Raw genomic sequence first — 18,561 nt, forward strand, 5'->3', positions numbered from 1 at the left:
TATAAGCAGTAAGAAATATTTAAAGCCAGGATTCAACAGATAAGGCTTTAACGGTACGAATTCGTTGAAAGTCGCTATCGGCTGAGACTATTGTGAGATTTTGTTGTAGAGCGAGAGCAGCAATCCAAAGATCGTTTTCATCAAATCCTAAGTCGGTAATTTTTGTCTTTCGGCGTTTGCCTTTTTCTTTAGGAGCAAACTGGTTAAATAAGGCTGCTTTCAGTTGTCCATAAATAATGGCTGCCTCCTCAGTAACTAGGTAAACACGTATATCTTCGAGAAATTCTGCCAACCGAGCGCGATTAGTTTCCTTTTGAGTCGATTTTTCCACCATATATGTGAGTTCTCCCTGGGCGATGATGCAGGTAGCAATATTCAACTCCCCTACTTCAGTGACTCGACGAATAACGTTTGGTACGTTTAGAATGATTGCGCTACAGTGATTCGTATCGAGAAGGTACATTATTCAAAGGGATTAAGGTCATAGTCAAATTTGGCTTTGCCGCGAGTGGCGTAAACGGCACGAAGACATTCTTCCAAGTCGTCACCTGCCCACGTACCAGCGTGTCTAAGAATGGAACGCCCAGAAGCAGGGCGATAAGGTTGTTGAGATTCTGTAACTTTCGGCTTCTCTGAATCTTGTTTTGTTTTTAAATTTCGCAAAAAGTCTAAAGTTTCTTCTAGAAGTTCTTCTGGAGTAGATTCGATTTCTTGAAATAATAATTCTTTGATAGTCATGGTTTAATCCTCACGTTTTTTTTACCGTTACAGGAAACTTATTCATAATAATAGAGAAAGATTTGTGAAATAGAGTGTAAATGAATATTCAATTAGTAGATTCGATCGTTCAAATGATTGGCAATCTCCCATTAGCAGAAAGAGAATTAGTCAAACAAAAACTATTTGCCTTTAATGGCAATAATAGTTCTGAAGATTTAGATAGTCCTACCTTAGAAGACCGTAAGGCTTTTCTGAATAAGCCTTTGGCAGAGCGACAATCTATTCTGGCTACCCAAGCCGAGAAAATAGCCAAACACTATCAAAATTCGACTGAGTGGCGGGAATTGATGGCTGGGGATATCATTGATGACTAGGACAAAACTGCCCCAGAGAGGGGAAATTTGGTTAGTCAACTTTGACCCAACTATTGGTAAAGAGATCAAAAAAACTAGACCTGCGGTTGTAATTAGTTCTAATGCGATCGGTATATTGCCCATCAAGCTAGTTGCTCCTCTTACAGATTGGAAAGATTGGTATAGGGAAAATCTGTGGCACATCAAAATTGAACCCAATAAAGCTAATGGTTTAGCGAAAGAATCAAGTGTAGATGTGCTACAACTGCGTGGTGTTGATACGCAGAGATTTATTCGTAAACTAGGAATTGTTTCTCCTGAAAAAATGTCTGAAATTACTATTGCCATAGTTACAGTGATTGAAGCCGACCTATCCTAATAGTTACTGAATCGGAAAGTCAGGAATAGCTTGGTCAATTTTTGTCATTAATTTAATCGTTTCTTTGAGAGAAACAACAACTTTTTGATAATGCCCGATATCATCTTGACTCAGAGTGCGACCTTTGCGATCCTTGAGCCATTTATGGCAAACTTGATAGCCGCCAACATGGAAGTTCCAAACCGCTTCAGGTACATCCACAAAGCCGTCTTTTTGTTTGTTGATGATTACTTTGCCATCTTCATATTTAGGATGCCCAGCATCGACAATACAGCCGCCACCATTATTGATAAATGGGGATGATGTTTCGTTGAGGATTGGGGATTTCATCAGGTGCAAATTCACCAATTGCTCTCCCAATTCACTCAATTGACGGAATAAATTGACATTACGGGTAATTGGTATATGAGGAAAATCAATCTGTAATAACTCCGCATAACGGCTACGGTAATTTGAAGAGTAAAGAATAGCATAAACGTAACTAAATATTGCTTCAGGAGTAGGAGTGTAACCGAGAAATAATTCGATTTCAGTGAAGAATTCATTGGCAATATTGGGCTTACGGGTAATTCCCATCATTATTTCTGCTGGGGTCGTAGGATAGAGATAAAGGGGAAATAAAGGTGCTGAATTCCCTGGCCTAGTCGCCATCACACCAAATTCAACTATGTGGGTTGTAACCTGTGCATCACGCCAAGGTTCTCCTCTAACTGAGCGAGATACAGACATTGCTAAATTGTCTCCCATCAGCATATGATTCATAACTTTACTGCGTGGACGAGTAACAACGTTAGAATCGTAAACAATATGGCGTAAATCGAACGGTCGATAGAGAATTGGTTTGACACTACAAGTTGACAAATTATGCTTTGTTGCCAGTATCTCAGCATCTATCTTTTCAGTGGCAATAGTCAAAGCATCTTGGCCGGTAACAATCCCCACACTATTAACAGGGAATATATCAGTTATTTTCCACCACTTGTCATATTCACGACGCAAATCAGAATCTTGAGGAATTAATAAATAAAAGCTAGATGTTTCAATATCAATACTTGACCATTCGGTTTTACCAATATCTAAAGCCAACAGAGTTTGGTCTTTTATATTTAGTAGGCCGTGTAAACTCGCGTGAAAAATTTTTGCCATTTTATTTACTCCTGAGCAGGTAATTTAACCATTAAACCGATCGCGACACCCTGCTGAATATCAAAGACATTCTCATCCTTCGAGCCATCTGGTGCGACTTCCTTCTTCTTGCTATTACCATGTAGATCGAAAACATACATCTCATCAAAAGTCTTGTCCAGACTGCGCCGCATTCCCCGAAACGTCGGATTATCCAGATAACCATGATTGGTAATAAAAGCCAAAATCCCTTTCCCCGTCTGCTGAATTCGCCACTGAGAAAACCGAATAAACTTCACATAGTCATCCTGTAACCACTTGGAATTCTTCTCACCCAAAGGCTTTCCATCCACTTGGTAATAGTCCTTGAGCAGATTGCTAATCCACTCGCCCTTATTCTCCGAATGCCCCGAATACGGTGGATTTCCAACAATTACCATCACTGGCTCATCCTGCTTAATGCTGGTAGCCTCATGAGCTTCATCGGCAATAAACTCATCAAATAGAGTCTCAGACTTGCGCGGGGTATTATCCAACGTATTCGTCAGATACACCTTCAACCGCTGATTGGGATCGAATTCATACCCACTCTCCTGCAAAAACAAACTCAGCTTCAGGTGAGCGATCGCATAGGGAGCCATCAACAACTCAAACCCTGCCACCCTCGGCAACAAATGATCGCGCACATATTGCGACCACGACATCTCCCCAAACCGTTCCTTAATCAACCGCTGAGACTCTACATCCCCATCAGTCCCCTTAAACCGCCGCTCCACCAACTGAAAAATCCACAGTAGAAACGTGCCTGTACCCGTAGCTGGGTCTAAAATCATCACATCAGGATCTGCCAACCCTAGCGGCTTGTTAAACTTATCCTTGAGCAGAATATCCACACTCCGCACCATGTAAGAAACTACCGATTCAGGAGTGTAGTAAACTCCACGATTCTTTTTCAGCTTGGGATTGTAAGCGGCTAGAAACGGCTCATAAAAATGGATGATAATATCGTCACGATTTCCCGTCTGGGAGAAATCACTCAAAATCGCCTCTATCTTCGCCGCCCGCAGAATTCCAAAAATATTGGCAATCTCCGTAATCAGTTCATCACCCAGATCTTCAGCTTTCTGCTTAGAAACATCCTTAAATAACTGTCGTAAAAACGGATTCGTCTCTGGCAACTGCTGCCATGCTGACTCTCGATCAAACAATGGCTGCTTAACCGCAGGATCTAGCTGCAACTCTTTCTGCCAACTAATATGACTAAATACTCGCGCCGTAAATAAGGCATAAGCTACCGTCTGAGCGTAGATATCGGCAAACCCATACTCCTTATCAGTTTTCGCCTCCAGCTTCAAAAAAGGTAGTAATTCCTGCTGAAAACTTGCCAACAGCTTGTGCAAATAACCATCCTGCTTTTCCTGCCGATAAACCTGGGGAATAATCCCTTCGATTCTTTTCGCCACCGTCGCTAATTGCTGGGCTAATTCCTTCGCAGTTTCAATTGGCTTATAAAACGCAAACTCCGCCAGGGGAATCGACAGCATCGCCTTGTGCGCCACAGGTAGAGTACCCTGTTTAAGGCGTTCTAGACGCGATCGCAACTCCGCCGATCCCATCTCAAAGTTTTGAATATTCCGCTGCTTTAGCCCGCCCTCAGTCGGCAATACCAAAGTCGCCTGCCCTGTCTCTCCCGATGGCAACAGCAAATACATCACAGGTTTCTGTTCATTAACTCGATCAATATAATGCCCATAAATTTCTTGCTGCTGTTCGGGACTGGTTAAAAATGCCTTAATTTCGCGATCGCCCTTAGAATTAAGTTCGTCATAAAACCCAACTGCGATCGGCTGTGTCTCTTCTGCTGCTGAGTGACTTTCTCCTGGTCGCAAAAACCAAAATCGAGAACCAGAGCGATCGCGCAGTGCGATCGGATAATCTAATAGTTCTTTGAGGGCTTCAACACGGCTTTTTTCATCACCACTCATAACAGATTTAAACTGTTGAGTCGTAAAGCTTAAAGATTTAATTTTTTCGGATTTAATTGGAGCTTGAACCATAATAATTCTCCATAAAAAAGCACGCAGAATCCCTGTCACGCACTGCCGATAAGTGCGTAAAGACGTGAATATTAGCGGACGGGCGCGGTCTTGGGGGTTTCCACCCAACTAAGCGGTGCAAGCCCCATGAGCGACCCGTTCAAGAAGTTAGTGATTAAATTTCGTTTCGCCTTGATTAAAAGGCTGACAGTTTTAGTTAACTGATTTAGCTAGATAGTTTTCCAGTAACTCATCACCTCGTTTTCCTAACTCTGTAAGCTTTGCCTCAATTAGCTTGAGAGCCATTGGAGAAGGTTGAGAATGACCGTTTTCCCATCGGTTAACCGTTGGCGTAACTACTCCTAATTCAACACTTAGCTGCTGTTGGGTCAGATTGAGCTTCTGTCGAAGCGAACGAATCAACTCACCTACTTGAGGCTGTTTCATCGCGCTGATTTTTATTGACTGCATAGGTGCAATAAAGCTCATTTAAGTTATATTGAGCTTCTATTTATTTATTTGATATATTGTTTGATTTCGTAAACGTTATATTGTCGAATATAGCTGTGATCCCAAGCAGATGTAATCGCGATTTACCCTTAATCTCAATAAAATCTTCAATTATCCGAAATTGAGCTACACATACCAAATGTAGCGGAATATAGCTAACAAATTCTTTAAATTACGTTATTTTAGTTCTATATCTAGCGTCCTATCGAGAAATACCTACAGTACTTTTGTACCTAGTACAAATACTTTTTTAACTCCAATACTTTCCTACTTTAAGATCCACTACAACTGGAATAGAGTAGTCATTCTTGAGCCTAAGATTACTCATTGATGATGAGCTTTAAAATAATCGTGTTTGCGATCGCTAATTTAGAAGCTGCTCAAATCCTTCTCCAGAATCAATTTATCTCACTTAATCATTGGAATTACTAAACCTGCTCTAACGTATTAAGGCGGTTGACTATGTTTTGGTCTGATTAAATTTCGCTATTCGACCAAAATTTTTCTGTTGCTATACAAACGCTTAAATCATTTATTTTGCAATTACAAAAATACAAAAGTTGGCTTACGCCCTCTCAATGAAACCTTGCAATTTACTTGCTCAATCCCTTGATTGCATAACTGTTTGCTATAAATTCAATATAGGAGATCGCCTTCAAGCTGTCGTCTATATCAAGTTAAAATTTTTACAGTACAAATTGATAGAGTCGCCATGCGATCGCGGAGTAGAAGGTTGGCTATAACTTAAGTTAGAATCGGATGCACTGATTTGTTTGAGAGTACACCTGAACACGTCGCGAATGCTTACGATTCGGTAAATACAATGCATAAAAGCAGTTCGTCTAGATTAAATTTAATCTGGACGAACTGCTCAATTTATAGTTGAACCTTAGTCGCTAGCAGTGTAACCAAATCAGCATGAGCTAACACCACATCGGGGTTGTGTTGAAACGCCGCATCATACTTCACAGCAAAGTCATTTCCAGCTTCATCAGGTGTGAGTAGAATCCGAACATCAGCAATGACAGCGATCGCCTCAGAGGTGATAGGCTCATCAGAGTGGATTAACTCATCAGTTTGCACGATCGATTCTGAAAGGCGATGCAACCAGGCAAATTGATCGTGATCGATCGCCAGTTGCAGCAATTCGCTGTTAGAGACCCGTCCGCGCACCTGTTCGTAATGAATACGCTCTGTATCCAACAACAGTTTATGCAAATGCAATAACTTGATGCGTATATCGGTCAGCAGTTGATGTTGGGTAATGCGGTGTTGAAGTGTGTTAAGCATAAATATGTCCCATCCTTCCATTTTGGTAATCGTCGATCGCTTGCAGTATTTCGGCTTCAGTATTCATCACAAAAGGACCATAGCGCACCACAGGTTCATTCAGTGGCACTCCAGCAATCAGCAGTAGATCGAGGGGTTGGGTGGCATCCGCAGGATTAGCGATCGCCACTTCCTCACCATCAGGTGCAAAAATCACCATTTGCCCATCCTCACCCCGTTCCTGCTCAGTGCCAAACAAACCAGACCCATCGAGGACATAGGTAAAGGCGTTGTACTCTTTCGGTACCGATTGAACAATGCTTGCTCCCGGTTGGAGCGTGAAGTGCAGATAGATAATCGGGGTGCGGGTTTCAATCACCGCTTTCGCCCCCAACGATTCTCCCGCAATCACTCGCACTGTCACTGACCCATCTTTGGTCTGAGCCACTGGAATCTGCGCTGACGGAATTTCCTGATAGCGAGGAGCAATCATCTTGTCCCGCTGTGGCAAGTTGACCCAGAGTTGAATGCCGTGCAGTCGCCCACCCGTGCGGGTAAACTCAGCTTCTGGCATTTCGGAATGTACTACGCCTGCTCCAGCGGTCATCCACTGCACATCACCGGGATTGAGCAGTCCGGCATGACCGACCGAGTCCTTGTGTTCCAGCCGTCCATCCAGGACGTAGCTGACGGTTTCAAAGCCACGATGGGGATGATCTGGTGCGCCCTTTGCTTGACCGGGCTTCTGATTCACGGGACCCAATTCATCGAGGAGGAGAAAGGGGTCAAACTCGGAAAAGCTACTCTTGGGAAAAGGACGACGCACCAGGAAGCCGGCTCCTTCAAGCGTTTCTACACTATTAATGATTCCAGCAACGGTTCGGAGTGTTTGAGTTTGAGTTGTCATACAGTTGCCTCCAAGCAAACAGTTTACAAAACTTGTCCTATATATGATTAGTCATATATTAGCATAGAAGTATATAAATTCTATGGGTAGGGCTTGCCCTCCCTGTTCGTTCGGTAAACCGCCTATGTCTCTTGCCCATGTGATTCTGGGTCTGCTCCAACAACAGGAGCGGACAGGCTACGACCTCAAAACCAAGTGCTTTGACGATTGCATTGCCCATCTATGGCCAGCAGATCAGGCACAGATTTATCGGACTTTAGACAAACTGGAGTCACAGGGGTGGATTACCTGTACCGTCGAGATTCAGCACGATCGCCCCAATCGCAAGGTTTATCGAATTACTGAAGCAGGTGAAGTAGAGTTAACCCACTGGCTCCAGACGCATCATCCGTTGCCCGTGTTGCGAGAGCCGTTGCTGGTGCAGCTCTATTTTGCGGCTCAGTTGCCTCACGAGGCGATCGTGGATCTGCTAGAGCAGGAACTGGAAGCACGGCAAGAAAAGCTAGCCCAGTGTGAGGAGATCGAGGCTCTATCTTTGAGTAATCCGACTGCATCGCACGAACAAAAACTGCATCGACTAGTTTTGGACTTAGTGAAGCAACGGGAACAGACTTATTTAGATTGGTTGCAAAAGGCGATCGCAGCAATCCGTAGCCAATCAACGTAAATTCCATTTTCAGATCGAGTTCACGTCTGCCATCACTTCCACGAGCGCCAGACCGTTATAGACTAGGGTATCCGCGATCGCTTGGTCTAAGTCTTGCTTTTGAGTGACTTGTACACCCATGCCACCGCAGATTTCAGCATACTTAGCAAAGCTGGGATTGTGTAAGGAGGTCTGCCACACATCCCATTCCTCGGCTCGCTGTTCCTTGCTGATTTTGCCCAGTTCGCAGTTGTTGAGCAGGATATGGGTAACGTTCATGTTGTATTTCACGGCGGTGGTAAACTCCCCCATATACTGACCAAAGCCGCCATCTCCTGAGACAGAGACAATGGGGCGATGACCTTCGGTCGGTCGGAGACCATCGTGTCCCACAGCGGCCCAGGCTCCCATTGCTCCCAGAAAACCAAAGCCAATCGAACCCAGGTAGCCCGACATCAGCACGGATTGAACACGGCACTCAAAGTATCGTCCAAAGGAATAGGTATTGTTTCCCACATCGACCGAGATCAGGGCGTTTTCAGGAACCTGGCGGGTCATGGCTGCAAAAATCGCCGCCGAATTCACGCTAAATTAAATCAAACGATTATAGATTTAATTAAACCATGATTTTGAGACATAAACGTTAGATTAAAAGGTACATTTAATCCAGACAGTTGTACAGCTTCCTTATTGAGAAACAGATGAAGCCAAGAACAGATAAAGCTTCTTTGCTTTCATGATTAATCCGCCCATAACCAAGCATTATCTTGCTGCTCATGAAAAACTGTAGAAGCGACGATGTAAGTCTCGTACTTGCTCAGCTAAGTCGGGAACTGGACCCTCTACCACGAGGCTTGGAACGACCTCGTTAATGGGTAGACTCCGTACAGGAGATGCTGAAACCCCTAACTCGGCGAGCCAAGTAGACAGTTGCGTGGAAGAACTGATGTACACAATACGTCCTAGCCCAACCCAACCATGAGCGGCAGCACACATCGGACAGTGTTCCCCAGAGGTGAAAACGGTCGACGCTGCTCTTTCCTCGATGGTCATGTTCGCCGCCGCCCAGCGCGCTAGAGCGAACTCTGGATGGCGAGTTTGATCGCCAGAGCCGACATGGTTACGTTCCTCAGCGAGAACGGTTCCGTCGGCAGCGACAAGCACAGAGCCAAATGGCTCGTCTCCTGCCTCCAAAGCTTTGGTTGCCAGTTCTATGCAGCGGTGTAAATTCTGCAACTCAGCGTCGTTAATCATGGAGGTCTCCTAAAATTGTTTCTTACGTTCTCTCAAGCCTCAATCGGACATAATACTAAATCCAATTGGTATAAATATATGCAAAATTAGTCATATTTGAACCAATGAGGCGTTGGTAAATGCGTAATGCTTCATGCAAAAGCAGGGACAGTTTTAAATTTTAGATAATGCAATAGTAAACGAATAGAATATCTGAGAAAAACTAAAGATTTGGAATAGCAAAGCGTTTTTCGATTACTTAATTCATTATCTTAAATTTTGGGATGTCCCTGTTCCTTATGTAGAAAATAATTTTCCTTAAAGAGCGATCGCGAAGCGTAGGCTATGCCTAATCGCTTTTTATTTATCATACCTTCATTTACCAACGCCAAAATTAGTTTTTTAATTTGCAACAGGTGTATCAAATTTCGGATGTTTAATCCAACGTTTGCACACCACCACCGTTGACAAATAACACTTGACCGCTTACCCATGACGATATTGGTGCTGCAAAATAAAGCACTGCACCAGCAATATCTTGCACCTCACCTAGTCGCTGTAGTGGCGTATGTGACAACATTTTTTGCTCCCTTTCTGGTGTCAGCACCGAGGCCAAAGCATCAGTTTTTATCGCTCCTGGTGCTACTGCATTAATTCTTACTTCAGGACCATAATCAAAGGCTAGATTGGCAGTCATATGGTTGATTGCTGCTTTAGATGAAGCATAGGCGCTGATAGCAGGACTTTTGTTTATGGATGACATTGAAGACATACTGATAATCGAGCCATACCCAGACTTTTTCATTTCAGGAGCGCACAGTTGCGACAACCGCCAGGCACTAAATACATTGAGTTGAAAAGTTCGAGCAAAGTCATCTACCGAAATATCTGACGGACTTTCTTTTCCAGCACCGCCACCGCCAACATTGTTGACTAAAATATTTATACCGCCAAATTCATCAACTGTACGCTTGACTAAGTTAGTCAGTTCTTCGTCTTTGGTTACATTGCAGGATACGGCGATCGCTTTTCCGCCTTTTTGCTTAATTTCATCGGCTACTTTTTGAGCATCTTCTGTTTTTAAATCCGCGACTACGATATTAGCACCAGAATCAAAGAGCATCAAACAACAGGCTTTGCCGATGCCGTTCCCGCCTCCAGTAACAATCGCAGTTTTTCCTTCTAAGTTAAATAGTTCTGTATTCATGACATTTGTGTGTTATTTGTGGTTAATTTTGTTCGATTAAATGATCGGCTACGGCTTGATAGGCAGGCAGAGAATAAGGATCGTTAGCAGAATTGGCAGCAATAGGATGGGAAGCGAAACGCACGAGAACCATCTGGGCCGTAGGATCGATGTAAATGGTTTGTCCGTGTATGCCTCGCGCAGCAAATGCACCGCCTTCATTGTTAGTAATCCACCACATATCTCGATAAGACCAGCCTTTCAGCTTGTCATAATCTGACTTGGCGAATTTCTCTTTGCTTCCGCCTTGTTGAATATCTTCGATGACAGTTTGAGGTACAATCTGTTTACCCTGCCAACTTCCTCCAAGGCGAATCATTTCTCCAAAACGCCCCAGATCTCGCAAACCCGCACTTAGTCCGCCTGCGGCAGAAGGTATTGCTAATTCATCTACAGAATAATAGGCATCTTGTTCCATGCCAAGGTTCTGCCAGATTTTTTCCGAAAGTAACTGATTTACTGATTTTCCCGTAGCCCTAGAAATTATCCAGCCCAAGGCATCGGTATTAACGCTTTTATAGCCAAAGGCTTCTCCGTGTTCGCCATCCTTTTGTACCGTTTGTAGGTATTCAAAATAACCAACTGGCCCGTTGTAATTTTCGGGCTTGGGCAGTGGACTTCCCGCGATCGCATATTTCCAGATCTCTGCGTTTGGGTTGGAATAGTCTTCGCTAAATTTTAGAGCGGTGGTCATATCCATTACCTCCCTGACGGTGGCATCGGCAAAGCCAGAATTTTCTAGTTCGGGGACGTATTCGGCTACGGTTTTGCTATCATCTAACGCTCCTTCGGCAACCAGCATCTGCGCCAGCGTTCCTGTAAAGGATTTGCTAACTGACATAGCTACGTGTTTTCCAACTTCGGTTAAAGCAGCAAAATACTTTTCATAAATGATTTTGCCTTGATGCAGGATAAGTATGCCATCGGTATAATTCTTTCCTAGAGAAGCCTCCCAAGTCATCTCTTCATCCTCAGACCACGGGACAAAAGTTAGCGTGTCAATATTCTCATCGAGATTGTATTCAAAGGGAACTGGTGGTTTTTTTATTCCACGGGAAACTTCGACTGTAGGCATAAACTGCCTCATGTGCGCCACACTATAGCGCAAAGCAGGAAACTCAAAGAAAGAGCCGTTGGCAAGCTTCAAGCGTTTATCTTCTGGCGGTGGAAACCCCTGCATCCAACCCATTTTTATGGGGTCGCTTTCTCCCGCGGAGAGATATTGTTTTTTTTGGTTATCCTGTGCAGATGAATTCACGGCGATAAAAAATACAACAAAAAGTACGGAGGCGATCGCTAAGAGATTTTTAGAAGTACGAGAAAATGATAAAAGGCTGTTTTTAGGCTTCATTTATTCTTGTTTCTATGCATCATGAGTAGTTGATCTAAATTAGATACCGTAGCCAATTCCTAAGAGTAAGCCGACATCAGTATCATCATTAAAACCTACGTTGACACGGGCTGTTCCTGTTAACTTATCGCTAATCGGAACATCTAATCCTGCTGTTGCTAAAACATTTACATCGAAATCATCAAATATTTTTTTAATTGATATTCCAGCACCAACGAAGGGATAAAGTATTTCTGAAGAACTATTTCTAATGGGGAATCCATAGGTTACGGGCAATAGAATAGTATTTTTATCGCCAAATAGCACCGCAGGATGTAAGGCAAAATGCTCGGTTAAAGCAGCTTTACCTAAGACAGCAAAAGCACCATTACCAATAGCAGTGTCGTCGCCCCCCAAGCCAAGATTTGCACCAATACCTAGATAGCTGCGAGATCTATTATTTTCTCTTGTTTCTACAGGTTCTACTACATCTACTTTTACTTCTTCTCGTTTAAATTGTACGAGCTTCTGAGCATCCGATTTTACATTAAAAGACTCTAGGCTTTTACCATCCCAAACGTCTGACTGTTTGATCGCTTGAGCATCAGCCGATAATGGTTTAAGCAGCAATAGTGTGCTTGCAAGGCACAATAGTAGACCAGTCGATCTAGCTTTTAGAAAAAACATTGCAATTGAACTCCTTATTATATGTCGAGTTAGATAAACTTTAAAAATATTCCTTGACCGAGACATACAATGTATCGCTGAATCGGTAGAAATACTTTTAAGCTATTGCGTTATTTATAGCTAGAAGTTTTGAGGAACTTATGAGAAAAGTTAATAAATGCCAAATTGGGCGTTGCTGATTTGAAGTATACCATTTGCGAAGCTTATCCTTTAGGACAAGGGTACAACGTGAAACCGAAAAGTAATCTATTCGTAGCTATTAGCTGTTAGCTATTAGCTTTTTAAATTCTAGTCATCAACTGAAAAAGTTAAAAATCACATTGTCCTAAAGGACGACGCGAAGCTAGTGGTTTACCATACACCTTCGGATATGGTATACCTTGATTCAGCAACGCCGTCTTTTGCGAGATCGAATTGTATTAGGATGTGCAATTATCAGATCGAAGAAACCTCGTTATAGACAGTGCATTTGATCTTTCGAGCGATGGCAGATAGCATTTTGCTCTTTTATTTCACCGCCTAGATCCCTTCTACTAAGCTCGATAGAGGCAATTGGATAAATTATTACTTTGTTTTGAGGAGAAAATTTGCCAAAGCTCCTCATAAGTTCCTCAAATTATTTGCTTATTAATAAAAAAAGTTGACGAGCATCTCTGAATTTGCCAAGACAACATCAATCAAGTTTATTCCTGGAGCGATTTTGATAGCGAGGAGGAATGCAACTATTAACAAAACCTGAAGAGAAAAACTGAATTAAGGAAGGAAATCAAGTGAGAACTCAGGAACATAGAAGAGATCGGCAGAATTCAGGAGCGATCCTAGCGATGGGCATCATTATGCTCGTGCTAGGAATTATTGCCCTGATTGGACCTTGGTTCTTAGCTTCTATAGCTGTAGAACTAATATACGCTTGGCTTTTGCTAGTTTATGGTATCGTTCAGTTTATCTATGCCTTTAAATCGAGAAGCGTAGGAGGATTGTTACTTAAGCTACTGTTTAGTATCATTTCTATAATTGTTGCGATTCTCTTATTAGTTTACCCATTAGCAGGAGTGTTTACATTAACTCTTGTCTTGGGAGTTTATATTTTTCTCGATGGCGTTTTTCGCGTAATTCAGGCTTTTCAATTACGTCCTCTGCCAAAGTGGGGTTGGGTTCTGTTTAATGGTATTGTCAGCATTATTCTCGGCATTCTCATTTGGTCGCAATGGCCATTCGATGCTAGTTGGATACTTGGAGTATACGTGGGTATTAGCCTAATTATCAACGGCATTGAAGTAATAATATTTCCTGCTTCAAGACCAGTGCCAGAGTTCAATAGCTATTAGCCGTTAGCTCTTAGCTTTTAGCTTAAGTTATCGGTTGGCGTTGGCATTTAATATTCAGTGGGCGTGCCGTATAAACATCTGGGGAAACCCTAAATGACAGGCTCTTAGGATTGTGACCCACCACTGAATAATGTACCGCCAAGCTTCGTTTTGGCGGGGGTCTTAAACCCATAGCTCTTAGCGGACAAGACGTTTATTTTCGAGGACTTTAGAGCTAGAGGCTAAAAGCTAATAGCTAATAGCTTAAAAGATAGACTTATGACTCAAAAATTGCTTTTGGCAGAGCGGCTTCCTGAAGGTGCGCGTCTTTAGCTGTTTTACTGATACGATCGCTGCTCATCCTCATTTCTGACCGACGCACTGTTTAAATTTATACTGCGCCGTCATCATCGTCGAACAAAGCGTATTTTATAAAGATACCACCCAAGCTTTTCTCAAAAATTTACTCACCTACAAAACTTAAAAATCATGAACAATTCAACTGAACCTACTGTTATCGTCGGCGGGGGTTTCGTCGGACTTTTTACTGCCTTATACCTCAGCCACGATCGTTACCCCGAGCCAATAATTCTCATCGATTCTACAGAACGTTTTGTTTTTAAACCTTTGCTATATGAATACCTATCTGGGGAAATGTATGACAAACAGGTTTTACCTCAATACAAGGAACTACTAAAAGGCACTAAGGTAGCTTTTGTACAGGGTAAGGTAACTGGTATCGACCTGGAACAGCGTCAGGTAGAATTAGCTTCTGGTTTGTCTTACAACTATCGTTATTTAGTCTTAGGGGTAGGTAGTAGTCAAGGCTATTTTGGTACTGAGGGAGCAGAAGAAAACGCTTTTCCTTTCCGCACTGGGGCAGATACGGTAAAACTAGAACGGCATATTAGACAATGTTTGCAACGAGCCAGTCAAACTGAATCTCAAGCAGAACGCAGCAAGTTGTTAACCTTCGCCGTCGTAGGAGCAGGTCATTCAGGAATTGAAACGGCAGCGACTTTAGCCGATCTACTACCACACTGGTATACAAGCTTGGGTGGTGATATTGAAGATATTCGCATCGTGCTGATGGATTTCGTTACAGAAATTTTGGCAAAAGATGATATAAATCTTCGAGAAACTGCCCAGGAAGCTTTGAAAAACCGCACTGTTCCTGTCGAACTACTTTTAGGAGCAAAAGTTGCAGCAGTGGATTCAGACTCTGTGCAATATCAATTAGTAAATCGAGACGAAACTGAAACGCTATCGACTAAAACCGCAATTTGGACTGCGGGCATAGCTAACAATCCTTTAATTGAATCTTTGACGCAGATAAAAGATGAAAGCAAAAATGAACATGGTTCTCCTCTGGTAAGATCCACTTTGCAATTAGTCGATTTTCCCGAAGTGTTTGCAGCAGGCGACTGTGCGACAGTTAAAGACCATGCCTTGCCCCCAGTAGCCCAAATTGCCTATCAACAGGCGAAGGGTATTGCCGACAATTTAATCGCCCTATCTAAAAATAAAGAAACCCATTCGGTTGACGCAAATATGCGAGGAACTTTAATAAAGTTAGGACTAAACGAAGCAGTTGCCAATCTGTTTGATAAAATACAGGTCAAAGGAAGAGCAGGAAATCTAATTCGCAACCAGACTTACTTAGAAATGCTGCCGACTCCCCTGCATAACTTTAAAGCAAGTACAGAATGGCTTACTGACGAAATCTTCAATCGTCATCATCATTCATCGAAGTAGATTTTAACAAGGCTTCCGCATTGAAAGGCAGGAGGCAAAAAACAGGGCGTAAGTTTCGTCTAAAAACCAAACTTTCCCTATTTTTCCTCACCTAAATTTGTTGTTTTCTGAAGTTGAGAAAAATTCACCTATAGTTAATCTCAGAGATTTTAAAACGGCATTAGCCTATATGAGATTATTTTCCTTAGTTTTAATTGGTAATTGTTTGTTTCTAGGTTTATTAGTTTCCCCCGCTACTGCTCAAGAGAGATCTGAAGAAGATAGTAAGATCGATATTCCTGTAAAAGAAATCGAGCAAAGTCCTGTATTACAGGAATGGCTAGAGGAAGTACCAAACGTATTAGAAGCAATAAAACAAGATCCTGCTTTTGTCACCCGTTTGCGACTAGGTTTTACTGCCTTTCCCTCTACCGATGATGCGAAGGGACTTAATCTTGGAATTGAAGATATTTTTATTGAGCGCACTGGTTTAACTATTAGTGCTGATTATCAGACGGCATTTAACGGCGATCGCAATGCTTTTGGTGCGGACTTACACTATTTTCTCTTACCCCTTGGTGACTATCTTAATTTTGCGCCGTTGATTGGCTATCGCTACGTTCAAAGCAACGACTTTTCTACCGATGGGGTTCATTTGGGAGTTAGATTGATGTTGTCTTTTTCGCGAACGGGAGGCGGAGATATTTCTGTATCTCAAAGCTTTATAAGTCCAGGAGGCAGTGAGGAAGTAGGAATTACCTTGTTTTCTGCTGGTTACGCTCTGACTTCTAATTTGCGATTATCTGGGGAGATCGAAAGGCAAAATTCAGTTGAGGATGAAGATAGTCGCTTCGGACTGAATTTAGAGTGGTTGTTTTATTAGAAATCGAGCAGATAAATGGAATTATTAATAAGTATCATGTCGGGAATACTGGCGATCGCAACTTCCGTTAATGCGGTGGGAGATAAAATTTTGAAAAATAAGATTGAATCCCAGATCGAGTCAGTAGATACTATTGCAGTGCGGATCGATAATGCACCCAATCACGATCTTTTAGGGGGAAAAGTAAAACGTGTTAGAGTTGCCACCCGCGATTTAAAAATTAGTCGAGCGATCGCTTTCAAAGTCCTAGAATTAGATGTAGACGGGATTAACATCAAGCTAAAGGAATGGTTACAGCAGGATATATTAACAGAAATTGATGGTGTTCCTACCTTGAGATTACGAGAACTATTTGAACAACCAGTCAATATTGCATCGAGGGCGGTTTTAACTCAAGAACAACTCGATAATATACTGCAATCGCCGTTTATCAATAGGACTGTTAGACGGCGATTACAACAAACTCTCAATCGAATAGCCGAATATAACTATGTAAGAAGAGATTTTGAAATTTCTAGTTTTGCTCTGGATTTGATTGGCGAAAATCGCATTGCTTTAAAAATGAAAATTTCTGGTTTCGACCGAAAGGATGGTACTAAGGATGAAGAATTAGATGTAGATTTTAAGTTTACGTTAAAAGTGGTTGATGGCCTTAGTTTTAGATTAACCGAGCAACAGGTATTTATCGACGGAGAAGAAGTTGAACCAGAACAGGGGGTACTTGTTGTTACACCTGTTACTCTCAAAGCTTTAGAAGAGCTAGGAATTAAAGTTAGAGTGATTGAATGGGAATCTAACCAAGATGAACTTGAGCTAGCTCTATTTATTGGCGCGAATAAATATGCAGCCACCGCACTACTGGATGCACGTGGCTTAATTAAAGCTGCTGAACTGTTTCTCGATGAGTAATTTAAGCTTCTAAGTAATAGTAAATTATGAAAAAATATATCTGGGGCGGTGCTGTAGTCAGCATATTAACTTTAATTAGTTTGTTTGCCAAAACTATTAAAGCTGAAGTTAAATTTCAACCCCAAAACCTGAAACTCAATCAGCTGCAATCTCTAGGCACTCATAATTCTTACCACATAAGACCTGCGCCTAATTTATCTAAGGCTTTATCAGATGCTAACTGGTTAGCAAGATTATTATTAGGAACTTTTGAATATACTCATCTACCGTTATCCGAACAATTTGATCTGGGTGTTCGGCAAATAGAGCTAGATCTAATGTTAGACCCTGAAGGGGGTTTATATGCCAAACCTCTGGGAGATTCCCTGGTCGAAAAAAGTGGTTTACCTGCCGATCCCAACTTCGATCCTGATGGAGATATGCAGCAGCCAGGATTAAAAATAATTCATATGCAGGATTTTGACTACCGAAGTACCTGTTTGACCTTTACGAAATGCTTGCAAGAAATAAAAACCTGGTCTGATAATAACCCTCAGCATTTACCAATTGTAGTGCTAATTGAAGCCTCGAATAAGGCTTATCCTAGAATGGTAATACCAGACAAAATGATTTTAGATCTGACCAAACCAGTTAAGTTTGACGCTCAAAATATTGACGAGATCGATAAAGAAATCAATGCTGTCTTCGATCGAGAAGAATTAATTGTTCCTGACGATTTGCGCGGTAATTATTCAATTCTAAAACAGGCGATCGAAAGTGAAGGCTGGCCTACCCTAGCTTCAGCTAGAGGGAAGATGATTTTCTTGATGGACAATCGCAGCGAACTCTATTTAGAAAGATATCCAGGAATGAAAGGAGCAACTCTATTTACCACCGCCAGAGAACCAGGAGAAAATGAGGCGGTATTCATCAATACTAACCAACCGAGAATAGATATTCCCAGCTTAGTTAAAGATGGCTACATAGTTCGTACTCGTGCCGATGCAGACACTTTAGAAAAAAGACTTGACAGTACCGAAAGACGCGAAGCAGCAATTAGAAGTGGCGCACAATATATTAGTACTGATTTTCCCAACCCTAGGGAATACTTTTCAAAATTTAAGCGGTTGTTTTCTGGAAATTCCTTGATTCGTTGTAATCCCTGGAATACTGATAAAAATTGTCGTATTGAGGATAAGTGATTTGGATAGACTATGGTAAAGAATATGATCTATATCTAGACAAGGATTTTAACATCACCTCTAAACGAGATCTTCTCGATTAAAGGATGAAAATTTCAAATATTAT

The 18,561-nt window shown here is 42.1% G+C and carries 19 protein-coding genes and 2 pseudogenes; 8 read left to right on the forward strand and 13 right to left on the reverse strand.

The window, feature by feature from the left end; all coding sequences use genetic code 11:
- Positions 1-19 precede the first annotated feature (19 nt).
- Positions 20-463: a type II toxin-antitoxin system VapC family toxin gene (locus tag KME09_10240; protein ID MBW4534304.1), complete on the reverse strand. Its 444-nt coding sequence runs from the start codon at positions 461-463 to the stop codon at positions 20-22.
- A complete protein-coding gene (locus tag KME09_10245) occupies positions 463-738 on the reverse strand; it encodes a DUF2281 domain-containing protein (protein ID MBW4534305.1) in 276 nt (91 codons plus the stop codon). Before KME09_10245 ends, KME09_10240 begins: the two co-directional genes overlap by 1 nt.
- Before the next feature lie 80 nt (positions 739-818).
- On the opposite strand from KME09_10245, the gene KME09_10250 reads away from it, so the two are divergent.
- Positions 819-1,094, forward strand: a complete 276-nt coding sequence (locus KME09_10250; protein MBW4534306.1) for a hypothetical protein — start codon at positions 819-821, stop codon at positions 1,092-1,094.
- On the forward strand, positions 1,087-1,452 hold the full coding sequence (locus tag KME09_10255) for a type II toxin-antitoxin system PemK/MazF family toxin (protein MBW4534307.1): 366 nt from the start codon (positions 1,087-1,089) through the stop codon (positions 1,450-1,452). Before KME09_10250 ends, KME09_10255 begins: the two co-directional genes overlap by 8 nt.
- Positions 1,453-1,455: 3 nt before the next feature.
- On the opposite strand, the gene KME09_10260 is transcribed toward KME09_10255, so the two are convergent.
- The 5 genes from KME09_10260 to KME09_10280 form a co-directional block, all read right to left on the reverse strand.
- Positions 1,456-2,598 (reverse strand): hypothetical protein, encoded by a 1,143-nt coding sequence (locus tag KME09_10260; GenBank protein ID MBW4534308.1) that lies wholly within the window; start codon positions 2,596-2,598, stop codon positions 1,456-1,458.
- A gap of 5 nt (positions 2,599-2,603) precedes the next feature.
- The gene (locus KME09_10265) at positions 2,604-4,634 is read right to left on the reverse strand and encodes an N-6 DNA methylase (GenBank protein MBW4534309.1); all 2,031 of its coding nucleotides are present in this window, start codon (positions 4,632-4,634) and stop codon (positions 2,604-2,606) included.
- Between the two features lie 192 nt (positions 4,635-4,826).
- Positions 4,827-5,060 carry a helix-turn-helix domain-containing protein gene (locus tag KME09_10270; GenBank protein ID MBW4534310.1) on the reverse strand — a complete coding sequence of 78 codons (234 nt, stop codon included), beginning with the start codon at positions 5,058-5,060 and terminating at the stop codon, positions 4,827-4,829.
- Positions 5,061-5,999: 939 nt separating this feature from the next.
- Positions 6,000-6,413, reverse strand: coding sequence for a hypothetical protein (locus KME09_10275; protein ID MBW4534311.1), 414 nt, complete (start codon positions 6,411-6,413; stop codon positions 6,000-6,002).
- On the reverse strand, positions 6,406-7,299 hold the full coding sequence (locus KME09_10280) for a pirin family protein (protein MBW4534312.1): 894 nt from the start codon (positions 7,297-7,299) through the stop codon (positions 6,406-6,408). The genes KME09_10275 and KME09_10280 overlap by 8 nt, the downstream gene beginning before the upstream one ends.
- A 124-nt stretch (positions 7,300-7,423) precedes the next feature.
- Between KME09_10280 and KME09_10285 the strand changes: the two genes are divergently transcribed.
- Positions 7,424-7,966: a PadR family transcriptional regulator gene (locus KME09_10285; protein MBW4534313.1), complete on the forward strand. Its 543-nt coding sequence runs from the start codon at positions 7,424-7,426 to the stop codon at positions 7,964-7,966.
- Between the two features lie 9 nt (positions 7,967-7,975).
- Here KME09_10285 and KME09_10290 read toward each other — a convergent pair.
- The 6 genes and pseudogenes from KME09_10290 to KME09_10315 all read right to left on the reverse strand — a co-directional run bounded on the left by KME09_10290 (position 7,976) and on the right by KME09_10315 (position 12,384).
- Positions 7,976-8,530: pseudogene (locus KME09_10290) on the reverse strand (thiamine pyrophosphate-binding protein).
- A 189-nt stretch (positions 8,531-8,719) separates the two neighbouring features.
- Positions 8,720-9,199 (reverse strand): nucleoside deaminase, encoded by a 480-nt coding sequence (locus KME09_10295; GenBank protein MBW4534314.1) that lies wholly within the window; start codon positions 9,197-9,199, stop codon positions 8,720-8,722.
- Between the two features lie 131 nt (positions 9,200-9,330).
- Positions 9,331-9,435, reverse strand: a pseudogene (locus tag KME09_10300) (IS1 family transposase).
- Between the two features lie 179 nt (positions 9,436-9,614).
- Positions 9,615-10,385 carry a glucose 1-dehydrogenase gene (locus KME09_10305; protein MBW4534315.1) on the reverse strand — a complete coding sequence of 257 codons (771 nt, stop codon included), beginning with the start codon at positions 10,383-10,385 and terminating at the stop codon, positions 9,615-9,617.
- A gap of 22 nt (positions 10,386-10,407) precedes the next feature.
- A complete protein-coding gene (locus tag KME09_10310; GenBank protein MBW4534316.1) occupies positions 10,408-11,775 on the reverse strand; it encodes a beta-lactamase family protein in 1,368 nt (455 codons plus the stop codon).
- Between the two features lie 39 nt (positions 11,776-11,814).
- Positions 11,815-12,384, reverse strand: coding sequence for a hypothetical protein (locus KME09_10315; protein MBW4534317.1), 570 nt, complete (start codon positions 12,382-12,384; stop codon positions 11,815-11,817).
- Between the two features lie 827 nt (positions 12,385-13,211).
- Here KME09_10315 and KME09_10320 point away from each other — a divergent pair.
- The 5 genes from KME09_10320 to KME09_10340 all read left to right on the forward strand — a co-directional run bounded on the left by KME09_10320 (position 13,212) and on the right by KME09_10340 (position 18,455).
- A complete protein-coding gene (locus KME09_10320) occupies positions 13,212-13,769 on the forward strand; it encodes an HdeD family acid-resistance protein (protein MBW4534318.1) in 558 nt (185 codons plus the stop codon).
- A 468-nt stretch (positions 13,770-14,237) separates the two neighbouring features.
- A complete protein-coding gene (locus tag KME09_10325; protein ID MBW4534319.1) occupies positions 14,238-15,503 on the forward strand; it encodes an NAD(P)/FAD-dependent oxidoreductase in 1,266 nt (421 codons plus the stop codon).
- Positions 15,504-15,672: 169 nt separating this feature from the next.
- The gene (locus KME09_10330) at positions 15,673-16,365 is read left to right on the forward strand and encodes a hypothetical protein (protein ID MBW4534320.1); all 693 of its coding nucleotides are present in this window, start codon (positions 15,673-15,675) and stop codon (positions 16,363-16,365) included.
- A gap of 15 nt (positions 16,366-16,380) precedes the next feature.
- A complete protein-coding gene (locus KME09_10335) occupies positions 16,381-17,274 on the forward strand; it encodes a DUF2993 domain-containing protein (protein ID MBW4534321.1) in 894 nt (297 codons plus the stop codon).
- A gap of 26 nt (positions 17,275-17,300) precedes the next feature.
- Entirely contained in the window at positions 17,301-18,455 is a 1,155-nt protein-coding gene (locus KME09_10340) for a phosphatidylinositol-specific phospholipase C1-like protein (protein MBW4534322.1), read from the forward strand.
- The last annotated feature ends 106 nt before the right edge of the window (positions 18,456-18,561 follow it).

The organism is Pleurocapsa minor HA4230-MV1 (assembly GCA_019359095.1).
GTDB lineage: Bacteria > Cyanobacteriota > Cyanobacteriia > Cyanobacteriales > Xenococcaceae > Waterburya > Waterburya minor.

Excerpts from the sequence above, each read along its gene's own strand:
- KME09_10240 (MBW4534304.1), bottom strand. The coding sequence starts at position 463 with ATGTACCTTCTCGATACGAATCACTGTAGCGCAATCATTCTAAACGTA.
- KME09_10245 (MBW4534305.1), bottom strand. The coding sequence starts at position 738 with ATGACTATCAAAGAATTATTATTTCAAGAAATCGAATCTACTCCAGAA.
- KME09_10250 (MBW4534306.1), top strand. The coding sequence starts at position 819 with ATGAATATTCAATTAGTAGATTCGATCGTTCAAATGATTGGCAATCTC.
- KME09_10255 (MBW4534307.1), top strand. The coding sequence starts at position 1,087 with ATGACTAGGACAAAACTGCCCCAGAGAGGGGAAATTTGGTTAGTCAAC.
- KME09_10260 (MBW4534308.1), bottom strand. The coding sequence starts at position 2,598 with ATGGCAAAAATTTTTCACGCGAGTTTACACGGCCTACTAAATATAAAA.
- KME09_10265 (MBW4534309.1), bottom strand. The coding sequence starts at position 4,634 with ATGGTTCAAGCTCCAATTAAATCCGAAAAAATTAAATCTTTAAGCTTT.
- KME09_10270 (MBW4534310.1), bottom strand. The coding sequence starts at position 5,060 with ATGAAACAGCCTCAAGTAGGTGAGTTGATTCGTTCGCTTCGACAGAAG.
- KME09_10275 (MBW4534311.1), bottom strand. The coding sequence starts at position 6,413 with ATGCTTAACACACTTCAACACCGCATTACCCAACATCAACTGCTGACC.
- KME09_10280 (MBW4534312.1), bottom strand. The coding sequence starts at position 7,299 with ATGACAACTCAAACTCAAACACTCCGAACCGTTGCTGGAATCATTAAT.
- KME09_10285 (MBW4534313.1), top strand. The coding sequence starts at position 7,424 with ATGTCTCTTGCCCATGTGATTCTGGGTCTGCTCCAACAACAGGAGCGG.
- KME09_10295 (MBW4534314.1), bottom strand. The coding sequence starts at position 9,199 with ATGATTAACGACGCTGAGTTGCAGAATTTACACCGCTGCATAGAACTG.
- KME09_10305 (MBW4534315.1), bottom strand. The coding sequence starts at position 10,385 with ATGAATACAGAACTATTTAACTTAGAAGGAAAAACTGCGATTGTTACT.
- KME09_10310 (MBW4534316.1), bottom strand. The coding sequence starts at position 11,775 with ATGAAGCCTAAAAACAGCCTTTTATCATTTTCTCGTACTTCTAAAAAT.
- KME09_10325 (MBW4534319.1), top strand. The coding sequence starts at position 14,238 with ATGAACAATTCAACTGAACCTACTGTTATCGTCGGCGGGGGTTTCGTC.
- KME09_10330 (MBW4534320.1), top strand. The coding sequence starts at position 15,673 with ATGAGATTATTTTCCTTAGTTTTAATTGGTAATTGTTTGTTTCTAGGT.
- KME09_10335 (MBW4534321.1), top strand. The coding sequence starts at position 16,381 with ATGGAATTATTAATAAGTATCATGTCGGGAATACTGGCGATCGCAACT.
- KME09_10340 (MBW4534322.1), top strand. The coding sequence starts at position 17,301 with ATGAAAAAATATATCTGGGGCGGTGCTGTAGTCAGCATATTAACTTTA.